This window comes from Aminobacter sp. UC22_36 (assembly GCF_044056035.1).
Classification (GTDB): Bacteria; Pseudomonadota; Alphaproteobacteria; order Rhizobiales; family Rhizobiaceae; genus Aminobacter.
The window spans coordinates 4,348,834-4,364,740 of sequence record NZ_CP171996.1 but is presented as its reverse complement, the minus strand read 5'-3'; the positions used below and the strand labels follow the sequence as shown (position 1 = coordinate 4,364,740).

The 15,907-nt window shown below is 62.4% G+C and carries 16 protein-coding genes; 8 read left to right on the top strand and 8 right to left on the bottom strand.

All coding sequences use genetic code 11. The features are described from left to right. The first annotated feature begins 123 nt into the window (after window positions 1-123). Window positions 124-870, top strand: coding sequence for an SDR family oxidoreductase (locus tag ACHMW7_RS24820; protein ID WP_395448084.1), 747 nt, complete (start codon window positions 124-126; stop codon window positions 868-870). A 109-nt stretch (window positions 871-979) separates the two neighbouring features. Next, window positions 980-2,104 carry a beta-ketoacyl-ACP synthase III gene (locus tag ACHMW7_RS24815; RefSeq protein WP_395448083.1) on the top strand — a complete coding sequence of 375 codons (1,125 nt, stop codon included), beginning with the start codon at window positions 980-982 and terminating at the stop codon, window positions 2,102-2,104. Here ACHMW7_RS24815 and ACHMW7_RS24810 read toward each other — a convergent pair. The 3 genes from ACHMW7_RS24810 to ACHMW7_RS24800 form a co-directional block, all read right to left on the bottom strand. Further along, window positions 2,101-2,802: an RNA polymerase sigma factor gene (locus tag ACHMW7_RS24810; RefSeq protein ID WP_395448082.1), complete on the bottom strand. Its 702-nt coding sequence runs from the start codon at window positions 2,800-2,802 to the stop codon at window positions 2,101-2,103. The two genes, ACHMW7_RS24815 and ACHMW7_RS24810, sit on opposite strands and share 4 nt — an antisense overlap. Window positions 2,803-2,831: 29 nt before the next feature. Then, window positions 2,832-3,257 (bottom strand): plastocyanin/azurin family copper-binding protein, encoded by a 426-nt coding sequence (locus ACHMW7_RS24805; RefSeq protein ID WP_395448081.1) that lies wholly within the window; start codon window positions 3,255-3,257, stop codon window positions 2,832-2,834. Between the two features lie 105 nt (window positions 3,258-3,362). Next, complete coding sequence (locus ACHMW7_RS24800; RefSeq protein ID WP_395448080.1) at window positions 3,363-3,785, bottom strand: DUF5602 domain-containing protein; 423 nt, start codon at window positions 3,783-3,785, stop codon at window positions 3,363-3,365. Between the two features lie 190 nt (window positions 3,786-3,975). Between ACHMW7_RS24800 and ACHMW7_RS24795 the strand changes: the two genes are divergently transcribed. From ACHMW7_RS24795 to ACHMW7_RS24785, 3 genes are all read left to right on the top strand, one after another. Next, window positions 3,976-4,359 carry a hypothetical protein gene (locus ACHMW7_RS24795; RefSeq protein WP_395448079.1) on the top strand — a complete coding sequence of 128 codons (384 nt, stop codon included), beginning with the start codon at window positions 3,976-3,978 and terminating at the stop codon, window positions 4,357-4,359. Window positions 4,360-4,449: 90 nt separating this feature from the next. Beyond that, window positions 4,450-5,124, top strand: coding sequence for a response regulator (locus ACHMW7_RS24790; protein ID WP_395448078.1), 675 nt, complete (start codon window positions 4,450-4,452; stop codon window positions 5,122-5,124). Further along, the gene (locus ACHMW7_RS24785) at window positions 5,121-6,599 is read left to right on the top strand and encodes a sensor histidine kinase (RefSeq protein WP_395448077.1); all 1,479 of its coding nucleotides are present in this window, start codon (window positions 5,121-5,123) and stop codon (window positions 6,597-6,599) included. The genes ACHMW7_RS24790 and ACHMW7_RS24785 overlap by 4 nt, the downstream gene beginning before the upstream one ends. A 124-nt stretch (window positions 6,600-6,723) precedes the next feature. Here the strand turns inward: ACHMW7_RS24785 and ACHMW7_RS24780 are convergent, their stop codons facing one another. Together ACHMW7_RS24780 and ACHMW7_RS24775 are read right to left on the bottom strand one after the other, a co-directional pair. Continuing rightward, window positions 6,724-8,010: an NAD(P)/FAD-dependent oxidoreductase gene (locus ACHMW7_RS24780; RefSeq protein ID WP_395448076.1), complete on the bottom strand. Its 1,287-nt coding sequence runs from the start codon at window positions 8,008-8,010 to the stop codon at window positions 6,724-6,726. A gap of 129 nt (window positions 8,011-8,139) precedes the next feature. Continuing rightward, window positions 8,140-9,576, bottom strand: a complete 1,437-nt coding sequence (locus ACHMW7_RS24775; RefSeq protein ID WP_395448075.1) for a glutamine synthetase family protein — start codon at window positions 9,574-9,576, stop codon at window positions 8,140-8,142. Window positions 9,577-9,713: 137 nt separating this feature from the next. Between ACHMW7_RS24775 and ACHMW7_RS24770 the strand changes: the two genes are divergently transcribed. Continuing rightward, a complete protein-coding gene (locus ACHMW7_RS24770) occupies window positions 9,714-10,424 on the top strand; it encodes an HAD family hydrolase (RefSeq protein WP_395448074.1) in 711 nt (236 codons plus the stop codon). A 3-nt stretch (window positions 10,425-10,427) separates the two neighbouring features. On the opposite strand, the gene ACHMW7_RS24765 is transcribed toward ACHMW7_RS24770, so the two are convergent. The 3 genes from ACHMW7_RS24765 to aceA form a co-directional block, all read right to left on the bottom strand. Continuing rightward, window positions 10,428-10,874: a response regulator gene (locus tag ACHMW7_RS24765; RefSeq protein ID WP_395448073.1), complete on the bottom strand. Its 447-nt coding sequence runs from the start codon at window positions 10,872-10,874 to the stop codon at window positions 10,428-10,430. Between the two features lie 234 nt (window positions 10,875-11,108). Continuing rightward, window positions 11,109-11,351, bottom strand: a complete 243-nt coding sequence (locus ACHMW7_RS24760) for a hypothetical protein (protein ID WP_067965227.1) — start codon at window positions 11,349-11,351, stop codon at window positions 11,109-11,111. A gap of 96 nt (window positions 11,352-11,447) precedes the next feature. After that, a complete protein-coding gene (gene aceA / locus ACHMW7_RS24755) occupies window positions 11,448-12,737 on the bottom strand; it encodes an isocitrate lyase (protein ID WP_395448072.1) in 1,290 nt (429 codons plus the stop codon). Between the two features lie 686 nt (window positions 12,738-13,423). On the opposite strand from aceA, the gene ACHMW7_RS24750 reads away from it, so the two are divergent. Then, the gene (locus ACHMW7_RS24750; protein ID WP_395448071.1) at window positions 13,424-14,866 is read left to right on the top strand and encodes a short-chain fatty acyl-CoA regulator family protein; all 1,443 of its coding nucleotides are present in this window, start codon (window positions 13,424-13,426) and stop codon (window positions 14,864-14,866) included. Between the two features lie 97 nt (window positions 14,867-14,963). Continuing rightward, window positions 14,964-15,857 carry a DUF2167 domain-containing protein gene (locus tag ACHMW7_RS24745; RefSeq protein ID WP_395448070.1) on the top strand — a complete coding sequence of 298 codons (894 nt, stop codon included), beginning with the start codon at window positions 14,964-14,966 and terminating at the stop codon, window positions 15,855-15,857. The last annotated feature ends 50 nt before the right edge of the window (window positions 15,858-15,907 follow it).

Sequence of the window (15,907 nt, the reverse complement as noted above, 5' to 3'; positions counted from 1 at the left end):
AGGCGTAGGCGTTTGGAAATCCAAGAGGAAGCCGCTGGCCCGATGCATCGGCTACTCTGCCTTGCGGTGGCGTGTGGCGGCGGCTAGATCGATCAGGAAGAAAATCGACAGGGCGGAAAGACGATGCGTCTGAAAGACAAGGTTGCGATCATCACCGGGGCTGCGGCCGGTTTTGGCGAGGGCATGGCCAAACGCTTCGCCGAGGAAGGTGCCAAGGTCGTGGTCGCCGACCTCAACACCAGGGAGGCCGAGCGCGTCGCGTCCGAGATCGGCAATAATGCGATTGCCGTCACCACCGATGTGTCGCTACGCGCCGAATTCGACGAACTCGTCTACGCTGCCAAGAGTGCCTTCGGCCGCATCGACATCATGGTCAACAATGCAGGCTATACCCACCGCAACGGCGACCTTGTCGATGTCGAGGAAGACGTCTTCGACCTGATCACCGCCGTCAACATGAAGGCGATCTACCACGCTGCCCGCGCCGTCGTGCCGATCATGGAGCGCCAGGGCGGCGGTTCGATCCTGACCACGGCATCGACCGCCGGCCTGCGCCCGCGTCCCGGCTTGACCTGGTACAACGCCTCGAAAGGTTGGGCGATCACCGCCACCAAGTCGATGGGCGTCGAACTGGCGCCGAAGAACATCCGCGTCAATTGCCTGTGCCCGGTCGCCGGCGAGACCGGCATGCTGGAGAAATTCATGGGCAAGGACACACCCGAGATCCGCGAGAAATTCAAAGCGTCGATCCCGCTCGGCCGTTTCTCGACGCCGCTCGACATCGCCAACGCCGCCTTGTTCCTTGTCTCCGACGAAGCCTCGCTGATCACCGGCGTGGCCATGGAAGTCGACGGTGGGCGCTGCATTTGAGCGATTGTTCCGCGAGGTAATCGCGCTGTCGACCTGAAATTGTGGTCGCAAAGCTTGACCGCCGCTGCCCGAACCCTATTCCAATGGCTCAAAACCAACGGGAAACGCCATGCACAGGGTTGCGATCAGCGGTACCGGCATCTTCACGCCGGAGGAAATCATCACCAACGCTGAGTTGGTGGCCTCCTACAACGAGTACGCCCACCGCCAGAACAAGCTGCACGCCGACGCCATCGAGGCTGGCGAGCGCGAGCCGATGGCGATGTCGTCGGAAGAGTTCATCGTCAAGGCATCCGGCATCGAGCGCCGCCATGTCATCTCGAAGTTCGGCATTCTCGACCCTGGCATCATGCACCCCGTGCTGCCGGAGCGCGCCGAAGACGAGCTGTCACTGATGGCCGAAATTTCGGTCAAGGCGGCCGACGAGGCGATGAACAAGGCAGGGTTGACCGCCGATGACATCGACGCCGTCATCTGTGCTGCCTCCAACCACGAGCGCGCCTATCCGGCGGTTGCCATCGAGGTGCAGCAGGCGCTCGGCATCAAGGGCTTTGCCTTCGACATGAACGTCGCCTGTTCCTCGGCGACCTTCGGCATCCAGCTTGCCGCTGACATGATCCGCACCGGCTCGGCCCGTGCGATCCTGATGGTCAATCCCGAGATCACCTCCGGCCACCAGGAATGGCGCGACCGCGACTGCCACTTCATCTTCGGCGATGTCTGCACCGCCGTCGTCCTGCAGCGCGCCGACGAGGTGAAGGCGGACAATGCCTACGAGGTGCTGGCGACGCGTTGCCTCACCGAGTTCTCCAACAACATCCGCAACAACAACGGTTTCCTGCGCCGCACCCGCGAAGGCCACATGTCCGACCGCCGCGATATGCAGTTCCACCAGGAGGGCCGCAAGGTCTTCAAGCAGGTGGTGCCGATGGTGGCCGAACTGATGCTCGGCCACCTTGCCGAGCAGGGCATCGAGCCTGCTGATCTGTCGCGCCTGTGGCTGCACCAGGCCAACAAGGGCATGAACGACCTGATCGGCTCGCGCGTGCTTGGCCGCGAGCCGAGCCGCGAGGAGCAGCCCAATGTGCTACAGGATTATGCCAACACCTCGTCGGCCGGTTCGATCATCGCGTTTTCGAAATTCTCCGACGACCTGCCAGCAGGCAGCCTCGGCGTCATCTGCTCCTTCGGCGCCGGCTATTCCGCCGGCAGCGTCATCGTCAGGAAAATCTAGGCTCCCGCGCGCAGCCGCTCGACCACACTGTCGGCCATGCGTTCGCAACGCCAGCCGTTGAACGGGAACAATTCGGCAAAACCCGCCGACAGCCTTTTTTCGATGGCTGTGCGCATCAGCCGGCGTGCCCTGAACAGGCGTGTCTTGACCGTCTCGGGCTTGAGCGAGAGTTGGGCTGCCGTCTCTTCGATGCTCATCTCCTCGACGTCGCGCAAGATGAAGACAAGGCGGAACGTTTCCGGCAATTCGTCGATTGACTGTTCGAGCAATGCCCGCGCTTGCCCGCGCGCGAATTCGGCGTCGGCACCGGGTGGGGTCAGCGATGTCGGAAACATGATTACCTGGCCTCCGTTGGCTGCGGCAGCGATATCGAGTTCCTCAAATTCGGCGACTGGCCGCCGCTTGCGGATGCGCGTGAGCGCCTCGTTGAGCGCGATCCGCGTCAGCCAGGTCGAAAACAGTGCATCGCCCTTGAAGCTGTCGAGCCTGGTGAAGGCCCTGACATAAGCTTCCTGCACCACGTCCTCGGCATCCGCGTCGTTTCGCATGATGGCGCGGGCGACACGGAACAGCCGCTGATTGTTGCGTTTGATGAGCGCGCGGATGGCGTTCTCGCCGCCTTGGCGCGCGAGCGCCACCAGTTCCTCGTCGCGGTGTCCGTCGAGATCGACCTGTTGCCGCAGGATCGCCAGTCGCATGTTGTCGCCTCCATTCTCCGGCCCGTCGTTCACATGCGGTGGACGATGCCCTTGGCGATGATTTCGTCCACCGGCGGAAACCCGTTCAGTGCGATATCAGGCAGTTGTGTCAGCGTCTGGTCTGGCGCTGCCGCCGTTTCGACTGGAGCAGGCGGTATGCCGACCACTATCCGCCCAATCATGCCGGCGTGCTCATGCGGCACGCAATAATAGTCATACACCCCTGCCACCGTCAGCGTCACCGAGAAGGATTGGCCAGGCAGCAGATAGTCCGAATCCCAGGGTTTGGCGTTTGCCGGGATGCGCAGCGGCCGCTCGAAGATTTTGGGGTGATACGCCGTCACCGTATGCGAATTGCCCGCGTCGCGGTTGGTCCAGCGGATGGTCTGGCCAGGCTTGATGTGGATGCCGACGGGATCGAACCAGACATGCGCGCCATCGTCCTTGCCATGCATTTCGACATCGACAGTGTCACTGCTTGCGGCAAATGCTTTCCGGGCAAGAAGCGCGGCGAGGAAAAATCCCCCCGCCGGCTTCGATCATTTGTCGGCGCGTAACGATCATTTCGCCACCCGTGCCTCGTCGGCCTTGGCCACATGCCACAGCACGACATGGGCATGCGGCTCTTCAACCCCGGGGTGGCCGGCATTGTAGTAGACGCTGACGTGGTCGACATTGCCGCCCGGTGCGGCGAGGTCGTCGAAACGCTTGTCGGGATTGAGATCCTTGATCGGCAGCATGTAGATGGTGCTGACCAGCTTGCCATCATGGTCATAGGCGAGGAACGGCCCTGCCGGCAGCGTTGCCGGATCGACGAAAAGCTGCCCCATGCCAGGCAGGAAGTCGGGCAGCTTGACCAGACTGCTGACCGCCTTGAAGGCGCCGGCTGGCGGTGATTTGGCGACATCGGCGGGGACATCGTGGGCGAGCGCAGGCAAGGCGCTGGCGAGCACAAGAGAAAGTGCGGCGGCTACCAGTTTCATCGGGCTTCTCCTTGGTCGATGCCTCCGCATGTTGCGGCGGCTTCGAACCATTGGATGCGGCTTGCATGAAAAGGTTCCCGGAAATCGTCATGGCGCCGCAACGCGCCGAGGCTCTCCTGTTCGTCCTGCAATGTAGATGCAATCTTGGCGGCGTAGCTGCCCGGGAACATCGTTCAACCTGGGATCAGACATGTCTCTCAGCACTGCCCGCCGCGCTGTCGGCATCGTTGTTGTGGCCGCCACGGCTTTCCTCGCCGGCTGCCAGTCGGATGTCATGAAAGGCTATGTCGGCCAGCCGCTTGAGTCGGTCATCATCGACTATGGCCCGCCGGTTGCCGTGCTTGAGCTTGGCCGTGGCGAACGCGCCTACCAATGGCGCAAGATATCGACGAACGCAGTTGCCGGCTCGACGAGCGGCGAGTACCGCGACACCAGGCGCGGCACGCGCTATGAGGAGACGACGACTCCGGGCTATGTCGAGGAGCAGGAATGCTTCTACACATTCTACGCCACCAGGTCCGAGGGTCGCTGGTACATCACCAACTTCCGCAAGCCGAAGCTGGAATGCGAGTAACGACATCAAGGTCTTGCCGTCCCGGTGGCTGGCAATGCCGCCACCGGTTTCGGTCATGACGGCCTGAAGACTGATCGAGGGAATACGTGCATGCGCATTTTGCTGCTCGAGGACGAGCCGGAGATGGCCTCGGTGCTGAAGTCGGCGCTAGCACGTCGAAACGTCATCGTCGATCACGTCGCCACGCTCGCGGATGCCGAAGCGGCGGCCGAGTTCGGGCCCTATGACGCGGTGGTGCTCGATCGCCGCGTGTCGGATGGCGAAGGTCTCGACCTGATCCCCAAACTGCGCGCGCTGCGCGTCGACGCGCCGATCCTGATGCTGACCGCGCTCGGCGGCCTCAATGATCGTGTCGCCGGTCTCGATGCCGGCGCCGACGACTATCTGGTCAAGCCGTTTGCCATGGAAGAGTTGATGGCTCGTTTGCGCGCGTTGCATCGCCGCCCCGTCGCCTTGCGATCCGAGCAGACGGTGGTCGGCCGGCTCACCTATGATTTCCACCATCGCGAGGCGAGCGTCGGCGACAAGCCGCTGGAACTGCTGCGGCGCGAGCAACTCGCTCTGGAAGCATTGCTGCGCCGGCCCGGCCGCACGGTCCTGCGCGCCACGCTCGAGGAGTCGGTTTACGCCATGGACGACGAGATCGGTTCCAACGCGCTCGATTCCCATGTCTCGCGCCTGCGCCGCAAGCTCGACGATGTCGCTGCCGGCGTCGAGATCAGGGCGATCCGCAATCTCGGCTACCTCTTGCGCGCCGTGGCATGAAGAAGCTGCGCCCCACTTCGCTGCAATGGCAGCTCGTGCGCAGGCTGATCCTGCTTCAGGCCGCGACCTTGTTCGCCTTCGTCGGTCTCATCTGGCTGGTCTTGTTCCTGCTTGAGCCGCGGCTGCTCAGCGACAACGAAACCGCCGTGGAGGCGGTAGCAGGCGCCGTAAGCAGGGATGCCAACGGCGACATTGTCTTGCGTGACACCAAGGAGATGCTTGCGGCGCGGGAGAACTATCCCAATCTTTGGCTGGTCGTTCGTGACCAGGCGGGCAAGACCTTGCGGCTGGGCAAGATACCGGACGCTTATGCCGGGGAAGACCTCAAGATCCCGTGGGGCGTCGAATATGCGTTCCTGCGTTTCCCGGTCTTTGACGTTCGGCCCGATTCAATTCTGGCCAATCGGCAAACCGCCGCCGGCCCGGTCCAGATACTGACCTCGACAATTCTGTCCCGTACCGAAACGAACGGCGTCGACGTTACATTCCAGCTCAGTCTCGACGGAACCCGCAACGCCGACGGACAGATCGAGTGGATGAAGATCGGCCCGACGGTTGCGCTGATCATCGTGGCGTTTCTCGCGCCCTTCTTCATCGTCATGGGCGGGACGACCCTCGTTGTCACGCCGACGGTGGTCCGCCGGGCGCTTGCCGGTCTTGTCGCCACTGCTACGCAGGCCGGCCGCATCGATATCGACAACCGTGGCGTGCAACTGCCAACCGCCAACGTGCCGACCGAGATCGAGCCGATGGTGCAGGCCTTCAACAATGCGCTGTCGCGCCTCGGCCAAGGTTATGACCAGCGCAACCGTTTCCTGACCGACGCGGCGCACGAACTGCGCACCCCGATCGCCATCCTGCGCACCCGCGCCGAACTGCTGCGCGAGGATCCCGAAAGCGCGCGGCTGCTGAAGGACATCGAGCGTCTGTCGCATCTGGCGCAGCAACTGCTCGACCGGCAGGTACTCGACCAGTCGGCTGGCGCCCGCGAGGTCGTCGACCTCGTCGAATTCGCGCGCCATCTCGCCGCCGATTTCGCGCCGTTGGCGCTTGCCGCCGGCTACGACTTTTCCTTCGAGCCGGCTGCGTCGAGCGTGCTGGTCAACATCCAGCCGTCGCAGATCCAGCAGGCCGTCACCAATCTTCTGCGCAACGCCATCGACCATGGCGGCGGCGAGGGCATCATTTCGGTGGTGGTGGACGCCAGGGGCGGGCTGGAAATCCACGACGAAGGCCCGGGCATTCCCGACGACGAACATGAGCGCGTCTTCCAGCCGTTCTATCGCTTGCGCCCGCGCAACAGCGGCGCTGGCCTTGGGCTCAACCTTGCCCGCGAAATTGCCCGGTTGCATGGCGGCGGCGTCGAAATCCTTGTAGGTCCGTGGCGCGGTGCCCGCATCAGGTTGCAACTGCCGCTGTGGCAAGGGCAGGCGTCGGTCGGCGGCAAACCGGATGTAGCAAGACAGATCAGTTGATGATCACTGCGGCGGGGTGATGGCGACCGGGCTCACGGCTTGGATTTGGCCTACACCTCAGCGGTCGGCAGGTTGGGCATCATGGCGGGCGCTGGAATATAGGCCGTTTCGTCCGACCATGGCGCTAGATCCTGTCCCTCAGCGCAAACCAGTTGAGGGCGAGGAACAAAAGCGGCGCGCGGAAGCGCCGGCCTCCGGGGAAGGGCGGTATCTTCAACTCCTCGATCAGCTTGAGCCGGTCACGGTTGCCGGCCACCGTCTCGGCATAAAGCTTGCCGAAGAAATTCGACAGCATCACGCCGTGGCCGGAATAGCCGCCCATCGAGATGACGTTCGGCATCACCTCGCGCACGAATGGCTTGCGTGGCACGGTGATGCCGACATAACCGCCCCAGCCATGGGTGATCTCGACATCCTTCAGCTCAGGATAGATCTCGGTGATCTGCCTGCGAATGTGGATGTGGATGTCCTTGGGGTCGTTGACGCCATAGATCTCGCGCCCGCCGAACAAAAGCCGCCCATCCCGCGACTTGCGGAAGTAGCGCACCACGAAGCGAGAATCGTCGACCGACTCGCCACCCGGGATGACCTTCGAATCCACGCCCAGCGGCACGGTGGCGCCGATGAACGAGCCGATCGGCATGATGTGCGAAGCACTCACCGGCTCCAGCTTGCCGCCATAGGCATTAACGGCGATCAGGCATTTCTGCGCGGTGATGGTGCCGCGCGGCGTCGTCACCACCACCTTGCCGCCCTGCGAGATGATGCCGGTCGACTGCGTGTTTTCGAAGATGTGGGCGCCTGCGGCGGCAGCCACGCGCGCCGTGCCGATCACCAGCTTGAGCGGATGGATATGGCCGGTGCCGGTGTCGCGCGTGCCGCCGTAATAATGCGTCGAACCGAGCCGTTCGGCAGTTTCTTGCGCGTCCATGAAGCTGACGTGCGGGTAGTTGAAACGGCTCGCCATGATCTCGGCATGGGCCTTGTAATCGTCGACATAACGCGGCTTGTGCGCCACCGACATCTGGCCCGGCATGTAGTCGATGTCGATGCCGTTGGCGGCGGTGAAATCGAGCAGATGTGCCTTGGCTTCCTCGGCCAGATCGAACAGCGCCTTGGCGCGTGTGAAGCCAAGCTCGCCTTCGAGCTCTTCGGCCCAGGCCCGCTGGCCGGTGCCAAGCTGGCCGCCATTGCGCCCCGAAGCACCGTCGCCGAAGCGATGCGCCTCGATCAGCACGACATTGGTGCCGGCCTTGGCGAGATGCGTTGCCGCTGAAAGCCCGGTGAAACCGCCACCGATGATGACGACGTCGGCCTGCCGGTCGCCGTCGAGGACAGGGTATTCCGGTCGTGGGCCGGCGGTGTCTTCGTACCAGGATAGGCCGGGCGAGATAGGGGAGAAGTAGGGCATGATGCGGAGAAGGCTCCGGTAATCTTTGAGCGGATGGAAGCGAATGGTGAGTAGTGAGTAGTGAGTAGTGAGTAGTGTAGAAGTTCGTTTTCTACTCACTACTCACCATTCCCTACTCACTCACTTGCCCTACACGTTCAGCAGCAGATACTCCCGCTCCCAGGGGCTGATGACTTCCATGAAGGTTTCGAACTCCGCCCGCTTGATCGCCGCATAGGTGGTCGCAAATGACTGCCCCAACAGCGACGTCAGCTCTTTGTCGCCCTCAAACAGGTCGACGGCCTCGAGCAGGCCACGCGGCAGGTCGATCTCGTCCTCGTTGGCGGTCGTCAGCACCGGCGCTTCCGCCGGCAGCTTGTTCTTGAGGCCGATCAGCCCACAGGCAAGCGATGCCGCCAGCGCCAGGTAAGGATTGGCATCCGACGAGGGGATGCGGTTTTCGACGCGGCGGCCGCCCGGATCGGAACGCGGCACACGGAAGGCGGTGGTGCGGTTGTCGTAGCCCCATTTGTTGTTGACCGGCGCCGAGGCCGCCTGCGTCAGCCGGCGATACGAGTTCACATAAGGCGCAAACATCACCAGCGCGTTCGGCACGTGCTTTTGCATGCCGCCGATGAAGTGGAAGAACGCGTCGGTTTCCGTGCCGTCTTCGGCGGCAAAGATGTTGTGGCCGGTCTTCTTGTCGATGATCGACTGGTGGATGTGCATTGCCGAACCCGGCTGGCCCTGGATCGGTTTGGCCATGAAGGTGGCATAGATGTCATGCTTCAACGCCGCCTCGCGGATGGTGCGCTTGAACATGAACACTTGGTCGGCCAGTTCGATCGGGTCGCCATGGCGGAGGTTGATTTCGAGCTGACCGGCACCTTCCTCGTGGATCAGTGTGTCGATCTCCAGGCCCTGCGCCTCGGAGAAGTGGTAAATGTCGTCGATGAGTTCGTCGAATTCGTTGACGCCGGCGATCGAATAGCCGGCACCGCCGCCGATCGGGCGGCCCGAGCGTCCGACCGGCGGGGTCAGCGGATAATCCGGGTCGGGGTTCTTGCGCACCAGGTAGAATTCGATTTCGGGCGCGACCACGGGCTTGAGGCCGAGCTTGTCGTAGGCTGCGACCACGCGCTTCAGCACGTTGCGCGGTGTGAATTCGACATGGCGGCCGTCCTGGTGGACGAGGTCGCAGATCACCTGCGCGGTCGGGTCGTCTTCCCATGGCACTACGGCAAGCGTCGAAAGATCGGGCACCAGCTTCAGGTCGCCGTCATCCTCGGGATAGGCGAAGCCGTTGCCGTCTTCGGGGTAGCCGCCGGAGATCGTCATCATGAACGGTGCGGATGGCAGCGCCAGCGCGGTGTTGGAGGTGAACTTGCTCGATGGCATCATCTTGCCGCGGGCGACGCCGGCCTGGTCGGGCGTGATGCACTCAATGTCTTCGATGCCCCGCCATTCCAGCCAGTCGGCGGTTTCCTTCCAGTTCCGTACGCCACGCTTGTTTTTGACATATGCGGGCGTGCGGGCGCGAGCCCCCCGAGTGGTCGGACGGACTTCCTTCTTGGCAGGCGGCATCATTCACCAGATTGTCGTTGCAGATTGTTGAGTATAGCCGTCCCCCTCGAAGGAAGAAAAGGGGGGCTGACAAGCGATTCTGACGGCCTGCAGGCATCAAAATGCTGGTTTTGGGCCGATTTCTGAACTAGACGAGCGCGATGACCTCCACCTCGACCCACCTTTCCACCATCGGATTCGATGCCGACGACACGCTGTGGCAGAATGAACAGTTCTTCCGCATGACGGAAAAGCATTTCGCCGAATTGCTTGCCGAACATGGCGAAGAAGAGCAGCTGAAGTCGCGCCTGCTCGAAGCCGAAAAGCGCAACCTTGGCACCTACGGTTTCGGCATCAAGGGTTTCACCTTGTCGATGATCGAAACCGCGATCGAGGTGACGGAAGGCCGGGTGGCAGCTTCGGTGATCGAAAAGATCCTCGCCGCCGGCCGCGAGATGCTGAGCCACCCGATCGAGACCCTGCCGCATGTCCACGACACGCTCGAAGCACTCGCCGGGCGTTATCGCCTGGTGCTGATCACCAAGGGCGATCTGTTCGACCAGGAACGCAAGCTGGCGCAGTCAGGCCTCGGCGATTTCTTCAATGCCGTCGAGATCGTCAGCGACAAGTCGCGGCCAACCTATGAGCGCATTTTCGCCCGCCATGGCGACGGTGCGGCGCGCGGCATGATGATCGGCAATTCGCTCAAGTCGGACGTTGTGCCGGCGCTCGAGGCCGGCAGCTGGGGCGTCTACATTCCCCACGACCTGACTTGGGTCTACGAGCATGTCGACGAGCCAACGGCAGCCGAGCGTTTCCGCAAGCTCCAGCATCTCGGCGAACTGTCAGGACTGCTGAAAAGTCTCGGCTGACAGTCAGCAGCGGCCTAAAAGCTTTTCGACGACGGGTTGCAGCCGCTCCGGCGTGATCGGCTTGGCGACGACGATGTCGACGGCGCTGGACAGCGACAGGCTTTCTGGCGTGCCGGGGCGATTGGACAACAGGATGACCGACGGCAGGTTGGTACCTGATGCCAGCCTCAGTGACAGGATCGACTGCATCAACTCGTCGCAATCCTTGTTGTCGCTGCCGCCATCGAGAATGATGGTGCCTGGCGCCATCTTGCGCAGCATGGCCATGGCCGCGTCGGGTGCTTCCGAGATCGTCTTGAGCCCGGAGCGTTCGACGATCTTGGCGACGACGACGCGATTGATCGGCGAGCGGCCAACGACAAGCACTTTTGTAAGATCGGCGACGTGGCGATCGGGAGTGCGCGCACTCTCATCCGGACTGCAGCCCGAATCTGGGTCATTCCATTTCATTGGCTTAGCCGACAGCTGGGGGGCGTCTGTTCAATGCGTGGTTGCGTTCGGTTCCTTACGTTCGCGTCAACTGCGGGACGTGTCAAGTAATACGCTGGAAACGGCATTCGACTTTAGTCGTAGTCGATAGAATTTCGACAGTTGATCGTAATCCCTTGAGCAATGCCGCAAAAAACAAACCCCGCCCGCAGCAGGGGCTGCGGACGGGATCCGTGGGGGCACAGGGAATGCTTGTCAGCCGTGCGGCTGCTGGGTCACGATAACGGGGATCAACAGGTCACCCCAGTTGCCGTCGCCGCCATGGTGACGGGCCGAGCGGACCAGTTCCACCGACACGCCGGCCTCGACTGCTTTCATGACCGACTGGTTGAGGCGGTGCAGGTCGTTGGCGACGATGCGGATCACGGCCTGCTGGTCGGCGCTCATGGTCGTCGCCTGTTCTTCGGCTCGTTCCTTGACGCGGGTGCGCGGTGCCATTGTGGTTCTCCTCGGAGTGTTGCCTTGCCCTTGCGGGGCGTTTCCTCTGGCAGTGTCCGGAGGCTCATGCCTCCGGATTTGTCGGTTGCGCCGGGCCTATTCGGCGGCCGGGCGGAACTGCTCGTGCTCGGTCGATTCATGCATTGCGGTCGTCGACGACTTGCCGCCGGTGATCGCCATCGACACGGCGTCGAAGTAACCTGTGCCGACCTCGCGCTGGTGCTTGGTCGCGGTGTAGCCGTTGACCTCGGCGGCGAATTCCGCCTCCTGCAACTCCGAATAGGCCGCCATCTGGCGATCCTTGTAGCCGCGGGCCAGTTCGAACATGCCGAAGTTCAGTTGGTGGAAACCAGCCAGCGTGATGAACTGGAACTTGTAGCCCATCGCACCCAGTTCACGCTGGAACTTGGCGATCGTCGCGTCGTCGAGGTTCTTCTTCCAGTTGAACGACGGCGAGCAGTTGTAGGCCAGCTTCTTGCCCGGATGCGCCTTATGCACGGCCTCGGCGAACTTCCTGGCCTGCTCGAGGTCCGGCTTGCCGGTTTCCATCCAGATCAGGTCGCAGAACGGTGCGTAGGCGATGGCACGGGCGATGCAGGGATCGATGCCGTTGCGCACCTGGTAGAAGCCTTCCACGGTCCGGCCTGCGTCGTAGTCGACGAAGGGTTGGTCACGTTCGTCGATGTCGGACGTCAAAAGCTTGGCGGCTTCGGCGTCGGTACGGGCGACGATCAGCGTCGAGGTGCCCATCACGTCGGCGGCGAGACGCGCGGCGTTCAGGTTGCGGATGTGGGCCGCGGTTGGGATCAGCACCTTGCCGCCGAGATGGCCGCACTTCTTTTCCGAAGCGAGCTGGTCTTCGAAGTGGACGCCAGCAGCACCCGCCTCGATGAAGGCCTTCATGATCTCGAAGGCGTTGAGCGGGCCACCGAAGCCGGCTTCGGCGTCAGCCACGATCGGCGCGAACCAGGTGTCAACAGACAGGCCCTTGCCTTCCGAGGTTTCGATCTGGTCGGCGCGCTGCAGCGTGCGGTTGATGCGCTTGACCAGTTCAGGTGCGGCGTTGGCCGGGTAAAGCGACTGGTCGGGATACATCGCCGAGGCGGTGTTGGCGTCGGCCGCAACCTGCCAGCCCGAGAGGTAGATTGCCTTCAGGCCGGCGCGGACCTGCTGCATCGCCTGGTTGCCAGACATGGCGCCGAGTGCGTTGACGAAGTTCTCCTCGTGGATGAGCTTCCACAGGCGGTTGGCGCCCATTTCGGCCAAGGTCTGCTTGATCTGGACGGAGCCGCGCAGCCGCTTCACGTCCTCCGGCGAGTAGGGGCGCTCGATGCCATCGAAGCGGCCATCCGGGGCTGAAGGGACGAGGTTGTAAAAATCAGTCATTGTCGACTCCGTCTGGTCACTTGAGGCTTGGGGCGGTCACCGCGTCTTGGGTTGTTGCGGCGATTTCTATGTGACTTGTTTGACATCGCAGGGCCAAAGCAGCCAGAAAATTCAACAATTTGTAGGTGAGAATAGGGAAAACCTGTGTTGCGTTTGACAAAGGGTCGCTGTAAATTTGTAAAGAATGTAAAAGGCTGGGCAGGTCGAAACCCCTACTTTCGTTGTAAAATGATGTAAAAGTCGGGTTCGAATGGAAAGGTTGGGCACGATGCCACTGCCGGGGTTGATTCTTCTCGCGCTAGCGGCAGTCTGCCAGTTTCTTATTGTCTGCCTCTGCCTCCGCGAGTTCAGTTGGCTCCTTTCGCGCAGGAATGCCGAAAACGCGGAAGCCGATCCGCGATCGCAGACAGCAGTCGGACTACCAGGGACGATTGCGGTTGTGCTTCAGGCGGCTCTGTTTAACTGCGCGTTGTTCGTACTGACGCTGCCGGGCCTCTTGCAGGGTAATCTGCAAAATGGCCTCCTGATGCTAGCCGGAGCGGGCTTCGCAGCGGTCGGACTGTCATCCTTTGTGACATCGCTGTCTTCAACGTCTCGGATGGCGACCGCTCAATTGGGGTTTAGCGCCTTTGGGCTCGTGTGCCTGTTTTTGCCTTACTACCTCTGGGTGGAGGGATAACCAGACGATGGCCGAGCAGAAAATCTTCGCCGGGCCGCGCATCAGGCGCATCCGCAACCAGAAGGGCCTGACCCAGACGGCGATGGCCGAGGGGCTCGGCATTTCGCCGTCCTATCTCAACCTCATCGAGCGCAATCAGCGGCCGCTGACGGTGCAGCTCATCCTCAAGCTGGCCTCGGTCTACAAGATCGATCCCGAGGAGTTGCAGGGCGAGGCGAGGGGCTCGATCGCCGCCCTGCGCGAGGTCTTCGCCGATCCGCTTTTGGCCGGCGAATTGCCAGGCGATCAGGAACTGGTGGAGATCGCCGAGGCAGCACCCAATGCGGCGGCGGCGGTGATCAAGCTGTTCCGCGCCTATCGCGAACAGGCCGAGCGCCTGTCCGATCTCACTGAGCTGCTGGCCCGCGAAGGGCACACCACCGCCTTGTCGGGCGCGCGCCTGCCGATCGACGAAGTGCATGAGGTGTTCGAGCGTCGACCCAATCATTTCACCTCGCTGGAAGAGGAGGCCGAGGCCTTCACCTCGCTGCTTGATCCCGGCGATGATCTGTTTGGTGCGCTGAAGGGCTGGCTCAGGCGCGAGCATGGCATCGTCGTCAAGGTGCTGCCGGTCGCCACCATGCCCAACTGGCGCCGCCGCTATGACAGGCATTCACAGCGGCTGTTCCTGTCCGAACGTCTGTCGCCGTTCGACCAGTTGCGTGAAGTGGCGATGGAAGCGAGCCTGATCCGCATGCAGGTCGCTGTCGCCGCCGAACTCCAGGCTCTGAAGCTTGCGTCGGACGAGGCGAGGCGGCTCGCCCGTTTCGAGCTTGGCCGTTACGCCGCGCATGCGCTGATGATGCCTTATCAGGTGTTCCACTCGGCCGCCCAGCGTGCGCGCTACGATGTCGACGTGCTGCGCTCGCGCTTCGGCGTGTCGTTCGAGCAGGCGGCCAATCGGCTGACCATGCTGCAGCGCTCCGGTGCGTCGGCGGTGCCGTTTTTCATGCTCGAGGTCGACAATGCCGGCAACCGTTTCCGCAAGGCGGGCGCGCAAGGTTTTCCGCAAAGCCGCTTCGGCGGCGGCTGCCCCAAGCTGCCGGTACATGCCGCTTTCACTCAGCCGGGCCAGATCTTTGTCGAGGCGGTCGAGATGCCGGATGGTGCCGAGTTTCTCTGCGTCGCCCGTACGCTTGAAGGACCGCAAGGGGCTTTCAGCGAGCGACCGCGGCGCACGGCGATCCTGCTTGGCTGCGACATCGCCTTTCGCGACGAGATCGTCTACGGCGCCGCCCTGCCGGCAGCAGCCGTCGGCGCCAAGCCTGGGTTGGTGGCGGCCACGCCGGTCGGCCCGGCCTGCCGGCTGTGCGAGCGCTCGGGCTGCCTGTCGCGTGCCGAACCGCCGATCACCAGGCCGCTTGGCCTCGACGAGATGGTAACGGGTCTGTCAGCCTTCGATTTCCAGTAACAGCGGGTAGTGAGAAATCACTTGCGCCCATTCGATCTGGAGCCCTAGATTAGATTTCATCTGCTGGTTGTGGCGGGCAGCGAGGGGTGGGGCGCAGGTGACCAGATATCTTGCTTTGGTGACGGCTGCTGCTTTGGCGTGCGCGCTGGTATCGCCGGTGCAGGCCGAAAAAGCATCCGAGTACTTTTCCGACTATGCAGCTTATACCGAGAAGGGCCGGTCGTTCCTCGACAAGATCGAGCCGGTCACAGGCTCGGTGGAACTGCCCAATGGCGTCAATCTCGACCTCAAGGACAAGTTCTACTTCGTCAATTCCGAAGATGCGCGCGCCATCCTGACCGAAGCCTGGGGCAACCCACCCGACTCGGCTACCCAGGCCGCCGGCATGATCTTTCCCGGCAAGGCTTCGCCCTTGTCGGACACCTGGGGCATAGAGCTGCGGCCGGATCTGATCGGCTACGTCAATGACGAGGATGCCGCCTCCATCGATTACGATGAATTGCTGACGTCCATGAAATCCGACACGCTGGCCGGAAACGAAGAGCGGACGAAGGCTGGCTACGAACCCATCACTCTGCTGGGCTGGGCGCAGCCACCGAAGTATGATGCTGAGAATAAGCGGCTCTATTGGGCGAAGGAGCTGAAATTCGGCAACGCCGAAAGGAATACACTGAACTACGATGTTCGCTTCCTCAACCGTGAGGGCGTGCTGGTAATGAGTTACATCGCCTCGATGGATCAACTGCCTGAGGTCAACGGCAGCCTGACGGATGTGTTGAACGCGGTCAGCTTCGATCCGGGAAAACGCTATTCGGATTATGTTCCAAGTGCTGACAAGGTTGCGGCGGTCGGTGTCGGTGGGTTGATTGCTGGCAAGGTGGTGGCCAAGACCGGGCTGCTGGTGGTTGCCTTGGTGTTTTTGAAGAAGTTCGGCGTACTTCTCTTTCTGCCTCTCGCTTGGGTTTGGCGCAGGATCCGCGGCTCCGCCTGACGACCGAGCCGCCGGTGATGCCCCCGCTCGGCGGCGACGAGATGGTGACG